We start from the raw sequence: 15,550 nt of genomic DNA on the forward strand, positions 1-15,550 counted from the left end.
AGAGTGGTAATCCCACACGAGGGGGACATTCGCGGGAACACCGCGGCGCGGATCGGGGGGTCTGGCGATGAGCATCGGGACCACGCACCACGGCGGCGGCACCGGGAGCGTGCCGTGGGGGGATGTGCTGTTGTCCGCGATCGCCTCCGTGAGCTGGGCGTTGATCGGGATGGCGGGTACCGCCGCGCTCGGTCTGCACCTGCTCGGGGCGGACGCGGCGGCCTCGCTCGGCCCCATGACCGCCGCCGTCGTGGCTCTCGGGGCGGGCGGCTCGGTGACACCGTCCGGCAACGTCTCCGCCTTCGGGCTGCAGGGAGCCCAGGCGCACACCGCCATCCAGATCACGCCGCTGGGTGTCTCCCTGGTCGGCGCCCTGCTGCTGTCGTGGTTCTTTCTACGCTCCCTGCGCGGGGCGGGAGTTGCCGTCACGCCGGCCGAACTCCTGGCGCGGGCAGGCGCGGTCGTCGGCCTGTTCGTGGCGACACTGGGCGGGCTCGCCTGGGCCGGACACGACGTCATCACGATCGACGGCGACAAGCTGGGGCTCGGCAAGGGCACGGGCGGTGGCGGCGGGCTCGGTTCCATCACGGACAAACTCCCGGGCGGTCTCGGGGACCTCGGCGGGCTGCTGCCCGACAAGATCGGAAACCTGGTGAAGGCGAAGGCCGCCGTGGGGTTCTCCGTCGACACCGTGCCGACCCTGCTCGGCGGAGCCGCGTGGGCCGCCTCGGTCCTGCTCATCGCGCTGCTGGCCTCCCGGCGCACGCCGTTGCCGCACGGCTGGGACGCCGTGCACCGCGCGGTCCGCCCCGCCGTCTCCTCGCTCGTCGCCGTCCTGCTGGTCGCCGTTCTCGCCGGGTTCGCGGCGGCCGCGTACGCGTCGGTCGGTGACGCCCACCCGAAGCGGATCGCGGGCGCGGCGCTGCTCGGCGCGCCCAACGGGGTGTGGCTCGCCGTCCCGCTCGGGCTCTTCGTCCCCTGGGACGGCAAGGCCACCGGAGAGCTCGCCAAACTGCTGCCCGACCCCCTCGACAAGCTGCTGACCGTCGACGCCTCCCGGCCCGTCACCCTCGGGCGGCTCGCCGAACTCGACGGCCGTGTATGGCTGTTGGCGCTCGCCGCCGCCCTGATGATGCTGTACGCGGGTGTCCTGACGGCCGCGCGTACGCCATTCGTACGGGGTGGGAGTGCAGCGGCAGGCGGAGTGCCGGGGGCCCCGGACGTACGGGGCGACAGTGCTCTGCGGTTCGCCGGGCGCTGCGCGCTTCGGCTGGGGGTTGTGACCGCGCTGGCCCTGCCGCTGCTCGCGTGGCTGACGGAGGTGTCGGTGGACGCCTCGCTGTCCGTGCTCGGATTCGACGCGTTCGGAGCGGGGATCGAGTTGCGGGGGCGCCTGGGGGTGGCGCTGGTGCTGGGTGCGCTGTGGGGGGTGGGGGCCGGGGGTGTGGGGGCACTGCTGGCTTGGGTCTGCGGGGCTGCGGGGGTGCGGGTTGCGGGGGCGGGCCGTGTGGGGGTGGGCGGTGCGGGGGTGGGGGCTGCTGGAGTGGCACGGGGTGACGTGCGGGGTTCGGGGCCGGGGGCTCATGTGGGGGTTGGGGCCGGTGACGGTGGGGCCGGTGACGGTGGGGCGGCCGGGCCGTATCGGCCTCGGGGGTCGTACCGGGCGCCGAATCCTGACACCAATCCGTATCTGAAGGTGCCGGACGAGGTGCGCGAGCCGGAGGACCGGAGGGCGGGGCCGGGTGGGGCTCGTCCTGGGGCCCCGGGTGATGTGTACGGGGCTCCCACCATGGTGGGGCCGATCGGGCCGTCGTCGAAGCGGAGGCCGGACGGGCCGCCGCCGTTGCCTCCTCCCCCGCCGCCGGTTCCGCCCTCGCCGGGCGAGGGGCCGCCTTCTCCGCGTCGGCCTCGGCGCTGAGGGTGCAGTGCGGTTCGGTTCCTGCCGGTGGGTGAGTCGGGGCCGTGCCGGTACATCCGCCCGCATCCGAACGGATCCCACCGGCGTCGAGACATGGACGCGGGTTCCGATCCGTCCGGCCTGCGGGCATCTGATGTACCGGCACGGCCCCTCCCGCGCGTGCCCGACCGCGGGTGCATCGGGGTGGCCGGTCAGCCGCCTTCGCCGGATCCCGGCTGCGGGTGCAATTTTCGACCCCTCCGGCGTTCGAGGAGCGGGGGCTGGGGCGGAGCCCCAGGGGTGATGGGGGTCCCCCCTGGTCGAGCGAAGCCGAGACCTTGGGGGAGGGTAGGGGCGGAGGGGGCGAAGAGCAGGTTGGGGGCGTGCGCGGCACGTGGGCGGGGGCGAACCGAAGGGTGCGGTGCGGGGGTGGTGGCCGTCCCCGGCCGGTGGGGTGGACGTTCGTCACCTCCGGGTCCCCGGGGCGTCACCCAGTGTTCCGTGTCCGCCAGGCGGACCGGGCGGGCGGGAGGCACTGGGTGCCGGATACGGTGGGAAATACCATGAGCGCTTCACATACCCCTGATGTGCCCACTCTTCTTGTCAAGATCTTCGGCAAGGACCGGCCGGGCATCACCGCCGGACTCTTCGACACCCTCGCCGCCTACTCCGTCGACGTGGTCGACATCGAGCAGGTCGTCACCCGCGGCCGGATGGTGCTGTGCGCGCTCGTGACCGAGCCGCCCGCAGGCCTCGAAGGTGATCTTCGGTCGACCGTCCACAGCTGGGCGGAATCGATGAAGATGCAGGCGGAGATCATCTCCGGCCTCGGCGACAACCGTCCGCGCGGCCTGGGACGTTCGCTGGTCACGGTGCTCGGACATCCCCTCACCGCGGAGTCGACGGCCGCCATCGCCGCGCGGATCACCAAGACCGGCGGCAACATCGACCGCATCTTCCGCCTGGCCAAGTACCCGGTGACCGCGGTCGAGTTCGCGGTGTCCGGTACGGAGACCGAGGAGCTGCGCACCGCGCTGGTGACCGAGGCCTCGGCACTCGGTGTCGACATCGCGGTCGTGGCCGCGGGCCTGCACCGGCGGGCCCAGCGTCTGGTCGTGATGGACGTGGACTCCACGCTCATCCAGGACGAGGTGATCGAGCTCTTCGCCGCGCACGCCGGGTGCGAGGCCGAGGTCGCGGAGGTCACGGCGGCCGCGATGCGCGGTGAGCTGGACTTCGAGCAGTCCCTGCACGCGCGTGTGGCGCTCCTCGAAGGGCTGGACGCGTCGGTGGTGCACAAGGTGCGCGAGGAGGTGCGGCTGACGCCGGGCGCGCGGACCCTGATCCGTACGCTGAAGCGGCTCGGCTTCCAAGTCGGTGTCGTCTCCGGCGGGTTCACCCAGGTCACCGACGATCTGAAGGAGCGGCTCGGGCTCGACTTCGCCCAGGCCAACACGCTGGAGATCGTCGACGGGAAGCTGACCGGCCGGGTCACCGGCGAGATCGTGGACCGGGCGGGCAAGGCGCGGCTGCTGCGCCGGTTCGCCGCCGAGGCCGGGGTTCCGCTGGCCCAGACCGTGGCGATCGGCGACGGCGCCAACGACCTCGACATGCTGAACGCCGCCGGCCTCGGGGTCGCCTTCAACGCCAAGCCGGTCGTACGGCAGGCCGCGCACACCGCGGTGAACTTCCCGTTCCTGGACACGGTCCTCTATCTGCTGGGCGTCACCCGTGAAGAGGTCGAGGCCGCCGACATGCACGAGGACGACGGCCCCCGCTGAGGGACGGTCCCGTGACGGACGGGGGCCCGGCACCGCCACGGTGCCGGGCCCCCGTCCGTCGTCGGAGCGGGTTCACTCGGTCGGCGCCCAGTAGTCGGTCAGGTCGGCCGTTCCGGGCTCCAGGGACTTCCAGGGGCCGTCGAAGGAGAGGACCGCGAAGGCGGCGGTGTGGAAGCCGTGGGCGTTCATCCGGGACCGGGTGTCGCCCTCGGCGCTGCCCGCCAGAACTTCGGTCAGGCCGTGCACGCCCGGGTTGTGACCGATCAGGATCACGCTGTGCGCGTCGTCCGGGATTTCGTTGAGCAGGGCGATCAGCTCGCCGGGCGAGGCTTCGTAGATCCGCTCCTCGTAGACCGTTTTCGGCCGGTGCGGGAGTTCCTGGACAGCGTGCTTCCATGTCTCTCGGGTCCGGATCGCGGTGGAGCAGAGGGCCAGGTCCAGGGGGATGCCACTGTCGGCCAGCCTGCGTCCGGCGACGGCGGCGTCCATGCGGCCCCGGTCGGCGAGCGGCCGCTCATGGTCGGACATCTGTGGCCAGTCGGCTTTCGCATGCCGGAAGAGGACGATCCTGCGGGGTTCTGCGACGCTCATGCGTCCCAGCTTCGCACGAAACATGCCATGGGGCGCAGGGAGTTGATGCGGTCCCCCGACGGGGGTGACGCCCTGCCCCGTCAGGGGTGATGGCGTCCGCCTCGGGGGTGTGGGGCCGGGCTCCCGGGTGTGCGGCGGCGGGTCGGGCTCCGCGGGTCACGGGGCGTTGTGCAGGACCACTTGCTGGACGCGCTCGAGCACATGGGTGATCGCCGGATCGCCGGTCGCCGCGTGTGCGTCCGCCGGGTTGAGGATCATGAGCAGCAGGGTGACGAAGGCCAGCGTGGGCAGGGCGAGGGCCCACCAGGGCAGCCGGATGTCGACGCGGCCCGTGGTCGCCGGGTGGGGCCGGGTGTGCGTAGGGGCCGACATGCCGCCTCCGTGGGTCTTCGAGTGGTCCCCGGACCGCGGGTCGCGGTCACGATTCGAAGCTACGGAATCCGCCGCCCTCGGCCCATCCGGTGATCCACCCACTTGACCCTGACACTCACCCCCTAGGGGATGGGGGGTTATCCCCACCTCCGGGCCCGAAGGCCCGCCGACGCCGTGGACTGCGGGTCCTGGAGGGGCGTACGGGGTGGGGAACGCACGGTGGGCACCACGCGGTGGAAGGGTGGTCGGCGTGCCGCTCTCGGGTGCGGGGCTTCGCCGGTCACGGGGACACGGGAGGGCAGGCGCGGGCTTCGCCGGTCACGGGGACGGGCGCGCGGCCTCATCGGTCACGGGGACGCCACGGACGCGATGATGCCGATGATCACCGTGATGGCCAGCATCGCGCCGAGCACGATCAGCAGCTTCTTCTGGCCGTTCTGGGGGTTCGGGTCGAGCACAGGCATGCGGCCAGTCTCGCATCCCCCGTCCGCCGTGCCGCCGCCGGGGCCCGTCACCCGGCGGCCTCGTCCTCCACCGTACGGTCGCGGCCCGCCAGGATGCCGACCCCGATCTGCGGGATCATCAGCCCGGCCATCAGCGCGAGCGGCAGGCCCCAGCCTCCGCCGTGCTGGTAGAGCACGCCCACGAGCAGCGGGCCCGGGATCGAGATCAGATAGCCGGTGCTCTGGGCGAACGCCGACAGCTTGGCCACACCCGCGCCGGTCCTGGCCCGCATGCCGACCATGGTCAGTGCCAGCGGGAAGGCGCAGTTGGAGATGCCGAGCAGCAGGGCCCAGGCCCAGGCACCCGCCGCCGGGGCCAGATACAGGCCCGCGTACCCGGCGAGTCCGCACAGGCCGAGGACGACCACGATGGGCCCTTGCCGGGGCAGGCGGGTGGCGAGGCGCGGGATGACGAAGGCCAGCGGCACGCCCATCACCATGGTGACGGCGAGGAGCAGTCCCGCGGTGCCGGCGGCGACGCCCGCGTCGCGGAAGATCTGTGCCATCCAGCCCATCGTGATGTAGGCGGCGGTGGCCTGGAGGCCGAAGAAGAAGGCGAGGGCCCAGGCGGTACGGCTGCGGGTGATGCGCAGGCCGTCGCCGTCGCGTTCGTGACGGGTGACGGCGGCGGCGAACGGCTCCGGGGCACCGGCGGGGGCTGCCGTGGCGGGGGGCACGCGGTCGCCGGTGCGGGGCGTGCCGGACGCGGCCGGTTCACGGTCGCCGGCTCCTCGCACGCGTACCAGCAGGACCCACGGCAGGACGGCGGCCGCCGCGAGGCCCGCCCACACCACGAGGCCGGAACGCCAGTCGCCGCCCAGGGCGTCGGTCATGGGGACGGTCGCCGCGGCGGCGGCCGACGTGCCGAGTGCGAGGGCCATCGAGTAGAGGCCCGTCATCGAGCCGACCTTGTCGGGGAACCAGCGCTTGACGATCACGGGCATCAGGACGTTGCTGACGGCGATGCCCATGAGGGCGAGCGCGCTGGCGGCCAGGAAACCGGCCGTACCGCCGATGTACGGGCGCACGGCCAGGCCCGCCGTGATGGCCGCCATGCCCGCGCAGACGACGGCGGCGGGCCCGAAGCGGCGGGCGAGCCGCGGTGCCGTCACGCCGAAGACGGCGAAGCACAGGGGCGGTACGGAGGTGAGCAGTCCGGCGACGCTGCCGCTCATGCCCAGGCCGTCGCGCACCTCTTCGAGGAGGGCGCCGAGGCTGGTGATGGCCGGGCGCAGGTTGAGGGCGGCCAGGACGATGCCGGCGACCACGAGCCGGGTCGTCCACGCGCGCGTGGCGGGCGTTTCGGGTGCCGTGCTCCCGGTGGAGCGGTCTGCCGGCAAGGACGGCGTCGGCGTGCGGGTTTCCTCGGGAGCCATGAGCCCCATCATAGAATCATGGGATGATTGGCTGTCCAATCCTGCTGCGTTAATCTCCGGAATCTCCGGCCCCGCGCGAACGATCACACCCGGGCCCGTACGAAGGACCGTCATGCCGCTGAGCCATCCCCGCCGTTCGGCCCTGTCCGAGCAGGTCATCGCCGAGCTGCGGAACCAGATCACCTCGGGCGAGTGGCCGGTGGGCTCCCGGATCCCCACCGAGCCGGAACTCGTCGACCAGCTCGGCGTCGCCCGCAACACCGTGCGCGAGGCGGTCCGGGCGCTCGCCCACAACGGGCTGCTGGACATCCGGCAGGGGTCGGGAACGTACGTCGTGGCGACCAGCGAGCTGGCGGGCGTGATGCACCGCCGGTTCGCGGACGCCGACCCGCGGCACATCGCCGAGCTGCGGTCCACGCTGGAGTCGAGCGCCGCGCGACTGGCCGCCGAGCGGCGCACCGAGCGTGATCTCAAGCAGTTGGAGGCGCTCCTCGTCCGCCGGGAGGAGGCCTGGGAGTCGGGCGACGCGGAGGCCTTCGTGACCGCCGACGCGACCTTCCACCTGGCGGTGGTGGCCGCGTCCCGCAACGACGTCATGACGGCGATGTACGCGGACCTGGGCGAGGTGCTGCGCGACTGGCTGCGCGTGGACGTCGGCAAGGAGCTGACGCCGGAGTCGTACATGGACCATGCCCTGCTCGTCGACGCGATCAGGGCGGGCGACGCGGACGCGGCGGCCGCGGAGGCGGCGAGCTATCCCTTCCAGTGCCGGCCCGGGCCGGGGACCGGCCGGGAGCAGGAGTGAGGTCCGCGGCCCGGGCCGCGGACCTCACTCCTCGTGGGTGATCCAGGCCGCGCGGACCTCCTTCCAGCAGCGGCCGGTCAGCCGGACCGTCATCGCCGGTCCGACCTCGATCGGGGCGCTGTCGCTGTCGATGTCCCACCAGCGGGCGCATTCGACGTGCAGAGCGACGCGGTCGGTGCCCACATAGGGGTTGTGGCAGTACGCGGTGACATGGGAGCCGGTGACCGTGGTCCGGCACTCTGCGCCGAACGGCTGGGGTACGGCGGGCAGCCGCGCCGTGTCGCTCCCGGCCGGCCGGGAGCCTCCGCTCACGCCCTCCGTGCGCGGGTGCGGCATCGCGTCGTGCGGAACGGCCATGACCAGGGCGACAGCGGCGAACACCGGAGCAAAGCGGCGGGACAGGCGCACAAGGGGACCTCCTCGGCCGTACGGCTGCGGGGCGGGCGGTGCGTACTCACAGCGTGCCGTGCGCGGGGTCCGGGCCGCCCGGCCGACTGGGCCGAACGGGCGACGCCCCGCTCCCCGCGCGCTGCGGGGAACGGGGCGTCGAAAGCGGCGTCGAGCGTTACGCGCCGATGGCGTGCAGGCCGCCGTCCACGTGGATGATCTCGCCCGTGGTCTTCGGGAACCAGTCGCTCAGGAGGGCGACGACGCCCTTGCCGGCGGGCTCCGGGTCCTTCAGGTCCCACTCCAGCGGGGCGCGGGTGTCCCACACGGAGGCCAGCTCGCCGAAGCCCGGGATGGACTTGGCGGCCATGGAGCCGATCGGACCGGCGGAGATGAGGTTGCAGCGGATGTTCTGCTTGCCCAGGTCTCGGGCCATGTAGCGGCTGGTGGCCTCCAGGGCGGCCTTGGCCGGGCCCATCCAGTCGTACTGCGGCCAGGCGTACTGCGCGTCGAAGGTGAGGCCGACGACGGAGCCGCCGTTCTGCATCAGCGGCAGGCAGGCCATCGTCAGCGACTTCAGGGAGAACGCCGAGACGTGCATGGCCGTGGCGACCGACTCGAACGGCGTGTTCAGGAAGTTGCCGCCGAGGGCGTCCTGCGGCGCGAAGCCGATGGAGTGCACGACGCCGTCGAGGCCGCCGAGCTCCTCGCCGACGACATCGGCGAGCCGCCCCAGGTGCTCCTCGTTCGTGACGTCGAGCTCGATGACCTTGGTGGGCTTCGGCAGCTTCTTGGCGATGCGCTCGGTCAGCGTGGGCCGCGGGAACGCGGTCAGGATGATCTCGGCACCCTGCTCCTGGGCCAGCTTGGCGGTGTGGAAGGCGATGGAGGACTCCATCAGCACACCGGTGATCAGGACGCGCTTGCCCTCGAGAATTCCGCTCATGGTGATCAGTGACCCATTCCCAGTCCGCCGTCAACCGGGATGACGGCTCCAGTGATGTACGAGGCGTCGTCCGAGGCGAGGAACCGCACCGTCGCGGCGATCTCCTCGGGCTGCGCGTAACGGCCCAGCGGCACCTGCGACACGATGTTCGCGCGCTGCTCCTCGGTGAGCGCCTGCGTCATGTCGGTGTCGACGAAGCCGGGCGCGACGACGTTGAAGGTGAGGTTGCGCGAGCCGAGCTCGCGGGCGAGCGAGCGTGCGAAGCCGACAAGGGCGGCCTTGGACGCGGCGTAGTTCGCCTGTCCCGCCGAGCCGAGCAGCCCGACGACCGAGGAGATCAGCACGACGCGGCCCTTCTTGGCCCGCAGCATGCCGCGGTTGGCGCGCTTGACGACGCGGAAGGTGCCGGTGAGGTTCGTGTCGATGACCGAGGTGAAGTCCTCCTCGGACATGCGCATCAGCAGCTGGTCCTTGGTGACGCCGGCGTTGGCGATCAGGACCTCGACCGGGCCGTGCGCGGCCTCGATCTCCTTGTAGGCCTGCTCCACCTGCTCGGTGTCGGTGATGTCGCACTTGACCGCCAGGAAGCCGGCCGGCGGCTCACCGGACCGGTACGTGATCGCGACCTTGTCGCCTGCGTCGGCGAATGCTCGGGCGATGGCGAGGCCGATGCCCCGGTTGCCTCCGGTGACGAGAACCGAGCGGCTCAACGGATCACCCTTTCGTTAGCGGACTGAAACCCCTGCAGTACAGGCGCCTTCCTCGAAAACCTATCGGTCCGCCGGGCCTCCGAGGGAATCGGGCACCGACAGTGGCGCACCGTGGCTCCTGTCAGGTTCCTACAGTCGGTGCGACCCCTGGTCAGTCCGCCAGTCCGGGGGCATGAGCGGACAGACCTTCGGCGCGAGCCGTCTCGAGCATCCTGCGGTCATACGTCACCAGCGCGGTCAGGTCCTCCCCCAGCGACAGCGCACTGGCCACGTGGATCGCGTCCAGTGTCCTCAGACGCCCGACCAGCAGGGCGGCCCCGTCACGCACCTCCCGGGTGAGGAGGACCTCGGTGATCCGGGCGTCCAGATCCTCCATCGCCTTCGGGAAGTGCCCCATGAGGTCCAGGGTCCGTACGGTCTCCACGAAGCCGAGCGTGCTGGTGGCCAGCGGCTCCGTGAGCCGGTGCTGGAGGAAAGCGTCCAGCTCAGCCCAATGGCTACGGCGGGTCATCCACGTGACCAGCGCCGACGTGTCCATGTAGATCAACGGTCGTCCTCTTCGCGCTCGGCCAGGAGCAGCGCCACGGGATCGACGTCGTCGGGTACCGCATAGTGCGGCATGCTGTGCCGCTCGGCGGCGGTGACCGGCTTCAGCTTGATCTTCCCCTGCGCCACCAGGTGTGCGTACCGCTCCATGGGGCCGCCGGCCGGCGACAGTATGGCGATCACGTTGCCGTGCCGGGTGACCTGGATCGCCTCACCCTTCTCGACACGGGCGAAGACGGCGCTGGGGTTGTACGAGAACTCGCGGACGGAGATGGTGCTCATGAGGTCTCCCGTCGGGAAAGCCACGATGTGTACCTACATTTCTTCGAGAGTACCCACTTTCTCGGCAGCCGGTGAAAGGACCACAGCGGCCCCTACGTCCTCGGTTCCAGGACGGCTTGGGCAAGATCTTCGATGCTCTGTTCCAGTTCCCGTCGCGGCCGACTCAGGTCCAGCACGTGGCGGTGCAGTCTGACCTCGCTGTCGACCACCGGCACGCGTACGACATTCGCACGGCCGGCTGCGTACACCAGATGACCGTCCGTGAGACCGAGGCGTACGCAGTACGCGAGCATCTGGTACAGGTCGTCGCGCTGGAAGCCACGTTTGTACTTGGCGTCGACCACCGCCGCGGCCCGCCGCCCGCCGGAGGCCAGCGGGAGGTAGTGGACCAGATCGGGTTCGAGAACGTACTTCCGGGGCGTCGCCAGGAAGTGGTCGCGGTCCTGCGCTTTGTACATGCCGCCTGCCCTGCGGGTCAGCGCCTCTCCCAGCGCGCGGGCGAGGAAGGCTTCGTAGACCTGCCACATCCGGAACATCACGCCGTCCACGGTGACGGACCGCCCGTCCTCAAGTTCGTACGACGCCCCACCAAGGATGAGTTCGGCGAGGGCGAGCGGCCGGTGATAGCGGACGTTCAGCCGGTCTCGCCGCCAGCGCGGAAGCGGGGCTCCGGGAACGGGCGGCACCACTCCGTCCAGGCGGGCGGCCAGTGCGTGAAGTGCCGTGCGCTGCGGCCCGTCGACTCCTGGTACACGCAGCAGCCGTCGTGCAGCACCCAGCAGCAGTTGGTTCTCCGGAATGTCGGCGGTGTGCTCGTCGTAGGCGACTTCGAGCGGCAGTACAAGGCCGGGGCGGCGGCTCATCTGCGCCGCTGTACGGAGTCTGCCGCGCAGGACGGGCTGGGTTGCCTCGGTCTCCCGGTAACCGAGCAGCACGCCTTGCCGCAGGGCTCTCTGCGCGGCTCGCGTGTAGGCACGGGCTACGGCAGGCAGGAGATCGGTGCGGGTCGCGGCCTCGACCGGCCCTCCGTCGTACAGCCACTTCTCCTCGGCGTATCCGAGGAGGTAGAGGAGCCTGTCCACCGTCACTTTGGGTTTGACGGAGAGCCGGACCTGCGCCGACCCGCGACCGACCCGTGCGGCACCGACCCGGTCACGGGCCTTCAAGCGGCACCAGCCGGAGCGGCGGGAGGGCCGGACCTGGACGTGTTCACTGTCGTCGAGGGCGACGATCTGTTCGGGGGTGAGCTGCCATTCGCTCCAGTCGTCGCCTTCCCTCAGCCGGACCGGCGGCGCCGCGTCGGTCACTGGGCACCGCCGCTGCCGTCGGTGGTCCCGGTGCCCTGCGTGCCTTCCTCGCTGATCCCCAAATGGCGGAGCAGTTCGTCGAGTGCGTACTCGGCCGCGACGTCGGTGTTGTCCCCCCAGTGGAACTCGGTGAGCAGCGGGATGATCTGGGTCCGCCACAGCCGTGCGAGCGCGGCGTGCCCGCCATGTGCGAGCGGCTGCATGAAGTACGACGGGCCGATACGGAATCCCTGGTCGCCCGAGGGGCTTTCCCCGATACGCCGGTTGAGCTCGGCAAGGAGCTTGGCCGCGTCCTGGGGCCAGCCCTCGCCATCGAGCCAGCGTTCCAGCATGCCTTCCAGCGGCTCGACCTCGGGGTGCAGTTCCACGAAGGAGAAGCGGCGCCGCATCGCCGCGTCCATGAGGGAGACACTGCGGTCGGTGGTGTTCATCGTGCCGAGGATGAACAGGTTGGGCGGCAGCCGAAAGCCGTTGCCGTCGTCCGAGCCGTACTGGAGGTGGATGTACTGCTTGCGGTATTCGAGCAGGAAGTACAGCTCTCCGAAGACCTTGGCGAGGTTGCCACGTGTCATCTCGTCGATGACCAGGACGAAAATCTCGGCGGGCCTGAGTTCGGCAGCGTCGGCGAGCCTGCGCAGCGGGCCCTTCGCAAGGTGGAAGGTCACACCGGAGCTGCCGTCCGGACCGGTGTCGGCGCCCTGCTTGGCGAGTCTGGGCCGAATGCCCTCGAAAAAGTCCTCGTAGGAGTAGGCGGGGTGGAACTGCACCAGCCGTACGTTGCCGGGGTTTCCGCCCGTCAGGTGGCGGGCGAGCGCGAGGGCGGTGAAGGTCTTGCCGGTGCCGGGCGGGCCGTGGAAAACCAACTGCGGTTTCGCTCTGAGCAGTTCGACGCACTCCTGGAGCCAGGCCGCGTTCTCCTGGGTGAGTTCCGTGACCAGTGTCTCGGTGATGTCGGGCAGTTGGGGCTCGATGTCGGCGGGCGGCGCCTCCTGTACGGGGTCCGGCCCGATGAGCACTTCGAGGCGGGGGGCGAACTCGCTGATGTCGACGATTCGGGCGTCGGCGTCCCCCAGCCGACCCAGCAGTGCGTGGCCAAGGTCCTTGGCGATGTCGAGGGGCTCGTCGAGGTTGCGCCAGTCGACCTTGCGCCGGTAGGCACCCGTGGTGCCCGGCTCGTAGACGGCCGGGCCACCCACCACTCCGAGGTAGCCCTTGGCGCCGTCCGTGCACACCACGATGTCGCCGTCCTGTATCCGGGCGACGAAGGTGTGGACCTCCTTGGCCAGCTCCTCTCGGCGGCCTATCGACAGTGACTCGTACGCGTCGTCCACGGCCTTGCGCACACGCTGCGGACCGGCACCGGTCGGCAGTGGCGACATGCGCCCGGCGCTGAGAGTGACCACGGACTCATCGCGCCAGAGGGTACGGATGAGGCTCGCGCCGCCCTCGTCGGTGCCGCGCAGCACCCAGACCCGGCGGGGCCGCTCGGGCAGGACGGGGTCGTCAGCCGGTTCGCCGAGGACGAGGGCGGTGATCTCCTCGCGGCTCAGCTTCCTTTCCGGCAGAGCGCGTAAGACGTCCGCACTGGAGGTGTGTTCGTTGAGGAGGTTGTCCTCGATGAGCAGGTGCCGCCAGGTGTCGATCTCGTTCGTCAGCAGTGTGATGCCCATGCCGACCGTTGTGCCCTCGGCGTCGAGGGCAAGGTGCCAGCCATCGGGACGGGTGCCCTGAAAGACCGAGGCGAGTGTGTACGCGTCGACCTCGTACTCGGCAGCGAGGTCCTCGATGTCTACCCACCGGCCGTCGGGAAGGAGCTGAAGCAGTGCGGCGGCCGCGTCGAACGCGTCGCGGTCCCTGCGCCAGTCCATGTAACGGTCGCCCGCCTCGCTGAGGAAGTCGACCGGCTTGGGGTACGCGGCGAGAGCCTCGACCCCGAGCCCGGTCAGCCGCCACACCGGACGCTTGCGGCATAGCCACCCGGCCTTGACCAGGCTGGTGGCGGTGTAACCGAGGCTGACGTCGACGCCCCTCACGGCACCCGGTGCGACAGCCCTGAAGTCGGATTCCAGGTCAGGGTCGGCTGCCCGGACGAGTGGCCACAGCTGCCTAAAGGGAAGGCCGTCCTGGGCATGGTTGACAAGGATCGTCGCCGCCTGGTGGACCGCTCTGGCACTTACCTCGAAAGGCGTGGTCACGGGTTCCCTCCGTCCGGAGCCGGCCTTCAGCTCCCCCATCGGAGAGACTAACTCCGAGCGCTGACAATCACCGGTGCGCGCCACCCGTGGTTCCCTACGGCAATCCGGCTTCCACTACGGCCAGTTGGCTCCGTCGAGGTCCCGGGACAACAGGCAGCGGACCTGTTTTCCGACAGGCGTGTCCACCACCTGCCAGCCGGGCGCGAGCAGGTCCATGAGCGGCAGCCCGCGCCCCGACTCGGCCTCCGCGTCGTCGAGCCGGGCCCCGGGCACACGGCGTGGCTGGCGACGCGCATCGGGATCGTGGAGCCGCACCCACACCCCGGCCGGTACGGCCTCCACCTCGGCGACGAGCAGCACATGGTCACCGCAGGCGCGCACCGCGTTCCCGTACAGCTCGCAGAGGACCAGTTGCGCTGCGTCGACCAGATCGGGTCCGGTGCCGACGCCGAGCAGGGCATGGGCGGTGAGACCGCGGACGGCTCGGAGGTTTCCCGGGGAGGCCGACATGTGGAGGGTGAAGCCGGTGGGAGTGGGGGTGAGGTAGTGGCCCGGGGAGGCGGTGGGAGTGAAGGGGTACGGGAGAGGGTGGGGAGTGAGGGGCACGGGGGCTCCTTGCGGTTCGCTGGCCAACTTGGCTCGGTTGCGGCCAGGTTGAGCGTGACGCCATTCCTTGATCAATTGCAACATTGTCACCCGAAATGGTTGACCGAACCTTCGTTCCTCTGGACGTTCAACGGGTTGCGCTGGAAGGCTCGACTTATGCCAAATGTGCGCCCTGTACCCACTGTTCGACGACGACGGCTCGGCGAGGCACTACGCCGGTACCGCAACGCCACGGGAATGAGCCTTGGCACCGCATCCGCCCAACTGGGCTGGATGGGACCGAAACTCTCCCGAATCGAGACCGCCAACGCGCACATCCGCCCGAGCGAAGTCGCGGACCTGTTGAAGGCGTACGGGGTCGACGACCCGGAAGTCGTGAGCGCGCTGGAAGGGCTGGCCAAGGACGCCCGCAAACAGGGGTGGTGGCAGACCTACAGCGGAATCGTCGCCCCTGCGTATGCCGACTACATCTCCTTGGAGTCGGATGCCGAGAGCGTGTATGCCTACGAACCCCTGATCATCCCCGGGCTGTTGCAGACAGCCGGCTACGCTCGTGAAGTCGTGGCAGCGAACGCCACCACTCGCACTGCCGAGGAGGTGGCCGCCCTTGCGGAGGTGCGCATGGCCCGGCAAGCCGTGCTCACGCAGCCCGAGCGGCCCTTGAAGTTCTGGGCCGTGATCCACGAAGCTGTGCTCCACCAACGGTTCGCGGTCCGCCCCAACACCATGCGTGACCAGCTGCGCCGCCTTCTCGATGTCGCGGAACTGCCCAACGTCACGCTTCAGATCATGCCCCTCGCGGCCACTCCGCACCCTGGCGGCGCAGGCGGCTTCAACCTCGTCGGTTTCCCGGGCCCCATGCCTGACGTAGTACTACTGGAAAACCTCATCGGTGCGACCTACGTTGAGGGGGTCGACGAGGTCAAGGTCTTCGCCGACGCCTTCGAGCGCATCGTCGCGACAGCACTTCCCGTCGATGATTCGATGGCACTCATCGCACGGATGGAAGAGGAAAGACGCACGTGAAGGACCCGAAGGCAGAGCTGTACGCGTACGACCTCTCTGCCGCGACCTGGCGCAAAGCATCTGCCAGCGCCGGAGAGAACAACTGCGTCGAGATAGCCGAACTACCCGGCGGCGGCCGGGCCGTACGGGACTCGAAGAACCCGGAGCGGGAGCCGCTGTGCTTCACCGCGTCGGAATGGGCGGCGTTCCGGGCGGGTGTGTTCGCCGACGAGCTCTGATC

At 70.5% G+C, this 15,550-nt stretch carries 17 protein-coding genes; 5 read left to right on the forward strand and 12 right to left on the reverse strand.

Translation table 11 applies throughout. From position 1 onward, the window contains the following. The first annotated feature begins 67 nt into the window (after positions 1-67). Both ACH4S8_RS35500 and serB read left to right on the forward strand, forming a co-directional pair. Positions 68-1,918, forward strand: coding sequence for a streptophobe family protein (locus ACH4S8_RS35500; RefSeq protein ID WP_398401611.1), 1,851 nt, complete (start codon positions 68-70; stop codon positions 1,916-1,918). 542 nt (positions 1,919-2,460) lie between these two features. Further along, positions 2,461-3,678: a phosphoserine phosphatase SerB gene (serB, locus tag ACH4S8_RS35505; RefSeq protein ID WP_398401613.1), complete on the forward strand. Its 1,218-nt coding sequence runs from the start codon at positions 2,461-2,463 to the stop codon at positions 3,676-3,678. A gap of 72 nt (positions 3,679-3,750) precedes the next feature. Here serB and ACH4S8_RS35510 read toward each other — a convergent pair whose 3' ends face one another. The 4 genes from ACH4S8_RS35510 to ACH4S8_RS35525 all read right to left on the reverse strand — a co-directional run bounded on the left by ACH4S8_RS35510 (position 3,751) and on the right by ACH4S8_RS35525 (position 6,532). Next, positions 3,751-4,269 carry a SixA phosphatase family protein gene (locus ACH4S8_RS35510; RefSeq protein ID WP_398401615.1) on the reverse strand — a complete coding sequence of 173 codons (519 nt, stop codon included), beginning with the start codon at positions 4,267-4,269 and terminating at the stop codon, positions 3,751-3,753. Positions 4,270-4,425: 156 nt separating this feature from the next. Further along, positions 4,426-4,641: a hypothetical protein gene (locus tag ACH4S8_RS35515; RefSeq protein WP_398401617.1), complete on the reverse strand. Its 216-nt coding sequence runs from the start codon at positions 4,639-4,641 to the stop codon at positions 4,426-4,428. Between the two features lie 347 nt (positions 4,642-4,988). Continuing rightward, on the reverse strand, positions 4,989-5,105 hold the full coding sequence (locus tag ACH4S8_RS35520; protein WP_107065829.1) for an SGM_5486 family transporter-associated protein: 117 nt from the start codon (positions 5,103-5,105) through the stop codon (positions 4,989-4,991). 47 nt (positions 5,106-5,152) lie between these two features. Beyond that, positions 5,153-6,532: a CynX/NimT family MFS transporter gene (locus ACH4S8_RS35525; RefSeq protein ID WP_398401620.1), complete on the reverse strand. Its 1,380-nt coding sequence runs from the start codon at positions 6,530-6,532 to the stop codon at positions 5,153-5,155. A 100-nt stretch (positions 6,533-6,632) separates the two neighbouring features. Here ACH4S8_RS35525 and ACH4S8_RS35530 point away from each other — a divergent pair, with 100 nt between their 5' ends. Further along, a complete protein-coding gene (locus tag ACH4S8_RS35530) occupies positions 6,633-7,325 on the forward strand; it encodes a FadR/GntR family transcriptional regulator (RefSeq protein WP_398401622.1) in 693 nt (230 codons plus the stop codon). Between the two features lie 24 nt (positions 7,326-7,349). Here the strand turns inward: ACH4S8_RS35530 and ACH4S8_RS35535 are convergent, their stop codons facing one another. The 8 genes from ACH4S8_RS35535 to ACH4S8_RS35570 all read right to left on the reverse strand — a co-directional run bounded on the left by ACH4S8_RS35535 (position 7,350) and on the right by ACH4S8_RS35570 (position 14,304). Next, complete coding sequence (locus tag ACH4S8_RS35535) at positions 7,350-7,733, reverse strand: hypothetical protein (RefSeq protein ID WP_398401624.1); 384 nt, start codon at positions 7,731-7,733, stop codon at positions 7,350-7,352. A gap of 157 nt (positions 7,734-7,890) precedes the next feature. After that, positions 7,891-8,658, reverse strand: a complete 768-nt coding sequence (gene fabI / locus ACH4S8_RS35540; protein ID WP_037623747.1) for an enoyl-ACP reductase FabI — start codon at positions 8,656-8,658, stop codon at positions 7,891-7,893. Between the two features lie 5 nt (positions 8,659-8,663). Beyond that, on the reverse strand, positions 8,664-9,368 hold the full coding sequence (gene fabG / locus ACH4S8_RS35545; protein WP_398401626.1) for a 3-oxoacyl-[acyl-carrier-protein] reductase: 705 nt from the start codon (positions 9,366-9,368) through the stop codon (positions 8,664-8,666). Between the two features lie 151 nt (positions 9,369-9,519). Then, positions 9,520-9,906, reverse strand: coding sequence for a type II toxin-antitoxin system VapC family toxin (locus tag ACH4S8_RS35550; protein ID WP_398401889.1), 387 nt, complete (start codon positions 9,904-9,906; stop codon positions 9,520-9,522). 5 nt (positions 9,907-9,911) lie between these two features. After that, positions 9,912-10,196 carry a type II toxin-antitoxin system Phd/YefM family antitoxin gene (locus tag ACH4S8_RS35555; protein ID WP_398401628.1) on the reverse strand — a complete coding sequence of 95 codons (285 nt, stop codon included), beginning with the start codon at positions 10,194-10,196 and terminating at the stop codon, positions 9,912-9,914. A gap of 92 nt (positions 10,197-10,288) precedes the next feature. Then, complete coding sequence (locus tag ACH4S8_RS35560; protein WP_398401630.1) at positions 10,289-11,503, reverse strand: McrC family protein; 1,215 nt, start codon at positions 11,501-11,503, stop codon at positions 10,289-10,291. Further along, positions 11,500-13,698 carry an AAA family ATPase gene (locus ACH4S8_RS35565; RefSeq protein ID WP_398401632.1) on the reverse strand — a complete coding sequence of 733 codons (2,199 nt, stop codon included), beginning with the start codon at positions 13,696-13,698 and terminating at the stop codon, positions 11,500-11,502. The genes ACH4S8_RS35560 and ACH4S8_RS35565 overlap by 4 nt, the downstream gene beginning before the upstream one ends. 114 nt (positions 13,699-13,812) lie before the next feature. Continuing rightward, on the reverse strand, positions 13,813-14,304 hold the full coding sequence (locus ACH4S8_RS35570; protein ID WP_398401634.1) for an ATP-binding protein: 492 nt from the start codon (positions 14,302-14,304) through the stop codon (positions 13,813-13,815). A 156-nt stretch (positions 14,305-14,460) separates the two neighbouring features. On the opposite strand from ACH4S8_RS35570, the gene ACH4S8_RS35575 reads away from it, so the two are divergent. Both ACH4S8_RS35575 and ACH4S8_RS35580 read left to right on the forward strand, forming a co-directional pair. Next, positions 14,461-15,330, forward strand: a complete 870-nt coding sequence (locus ACH4S8_RS35575; protein ID WP_398401891.1) for a helix-turn-helix domain-containing protein — start codon at positions 14,461-14,463, stop codon at positions 15,328-15,330. Beyond that, positions 15,327-15,548, forward strand: coding sequence for a DUF397 domain-containing protein (locus tag ACH4S8_RS35580; protein ID WP_398401636.1), 222 nt, complete (start codon positions 15,327-15,329; stop codon positions 15,546-15,548). Before ACH4S8_RS35575 ends, ACH4S8_RS35580 begins: the two co-directional genes overlap by 4 nt. Positions 15,549-15,550: the final 2 nt, after the last annotated feature.

Origin of the sequence: Streptomyces sp. NPDC021080, from assembly GCF_044333225.1 — a bacterium.
GTDB lineage: Bacteria > Actinomycetota > Actinomycetes > Streptomycetales > Streptomycetaceae > Streptomyces.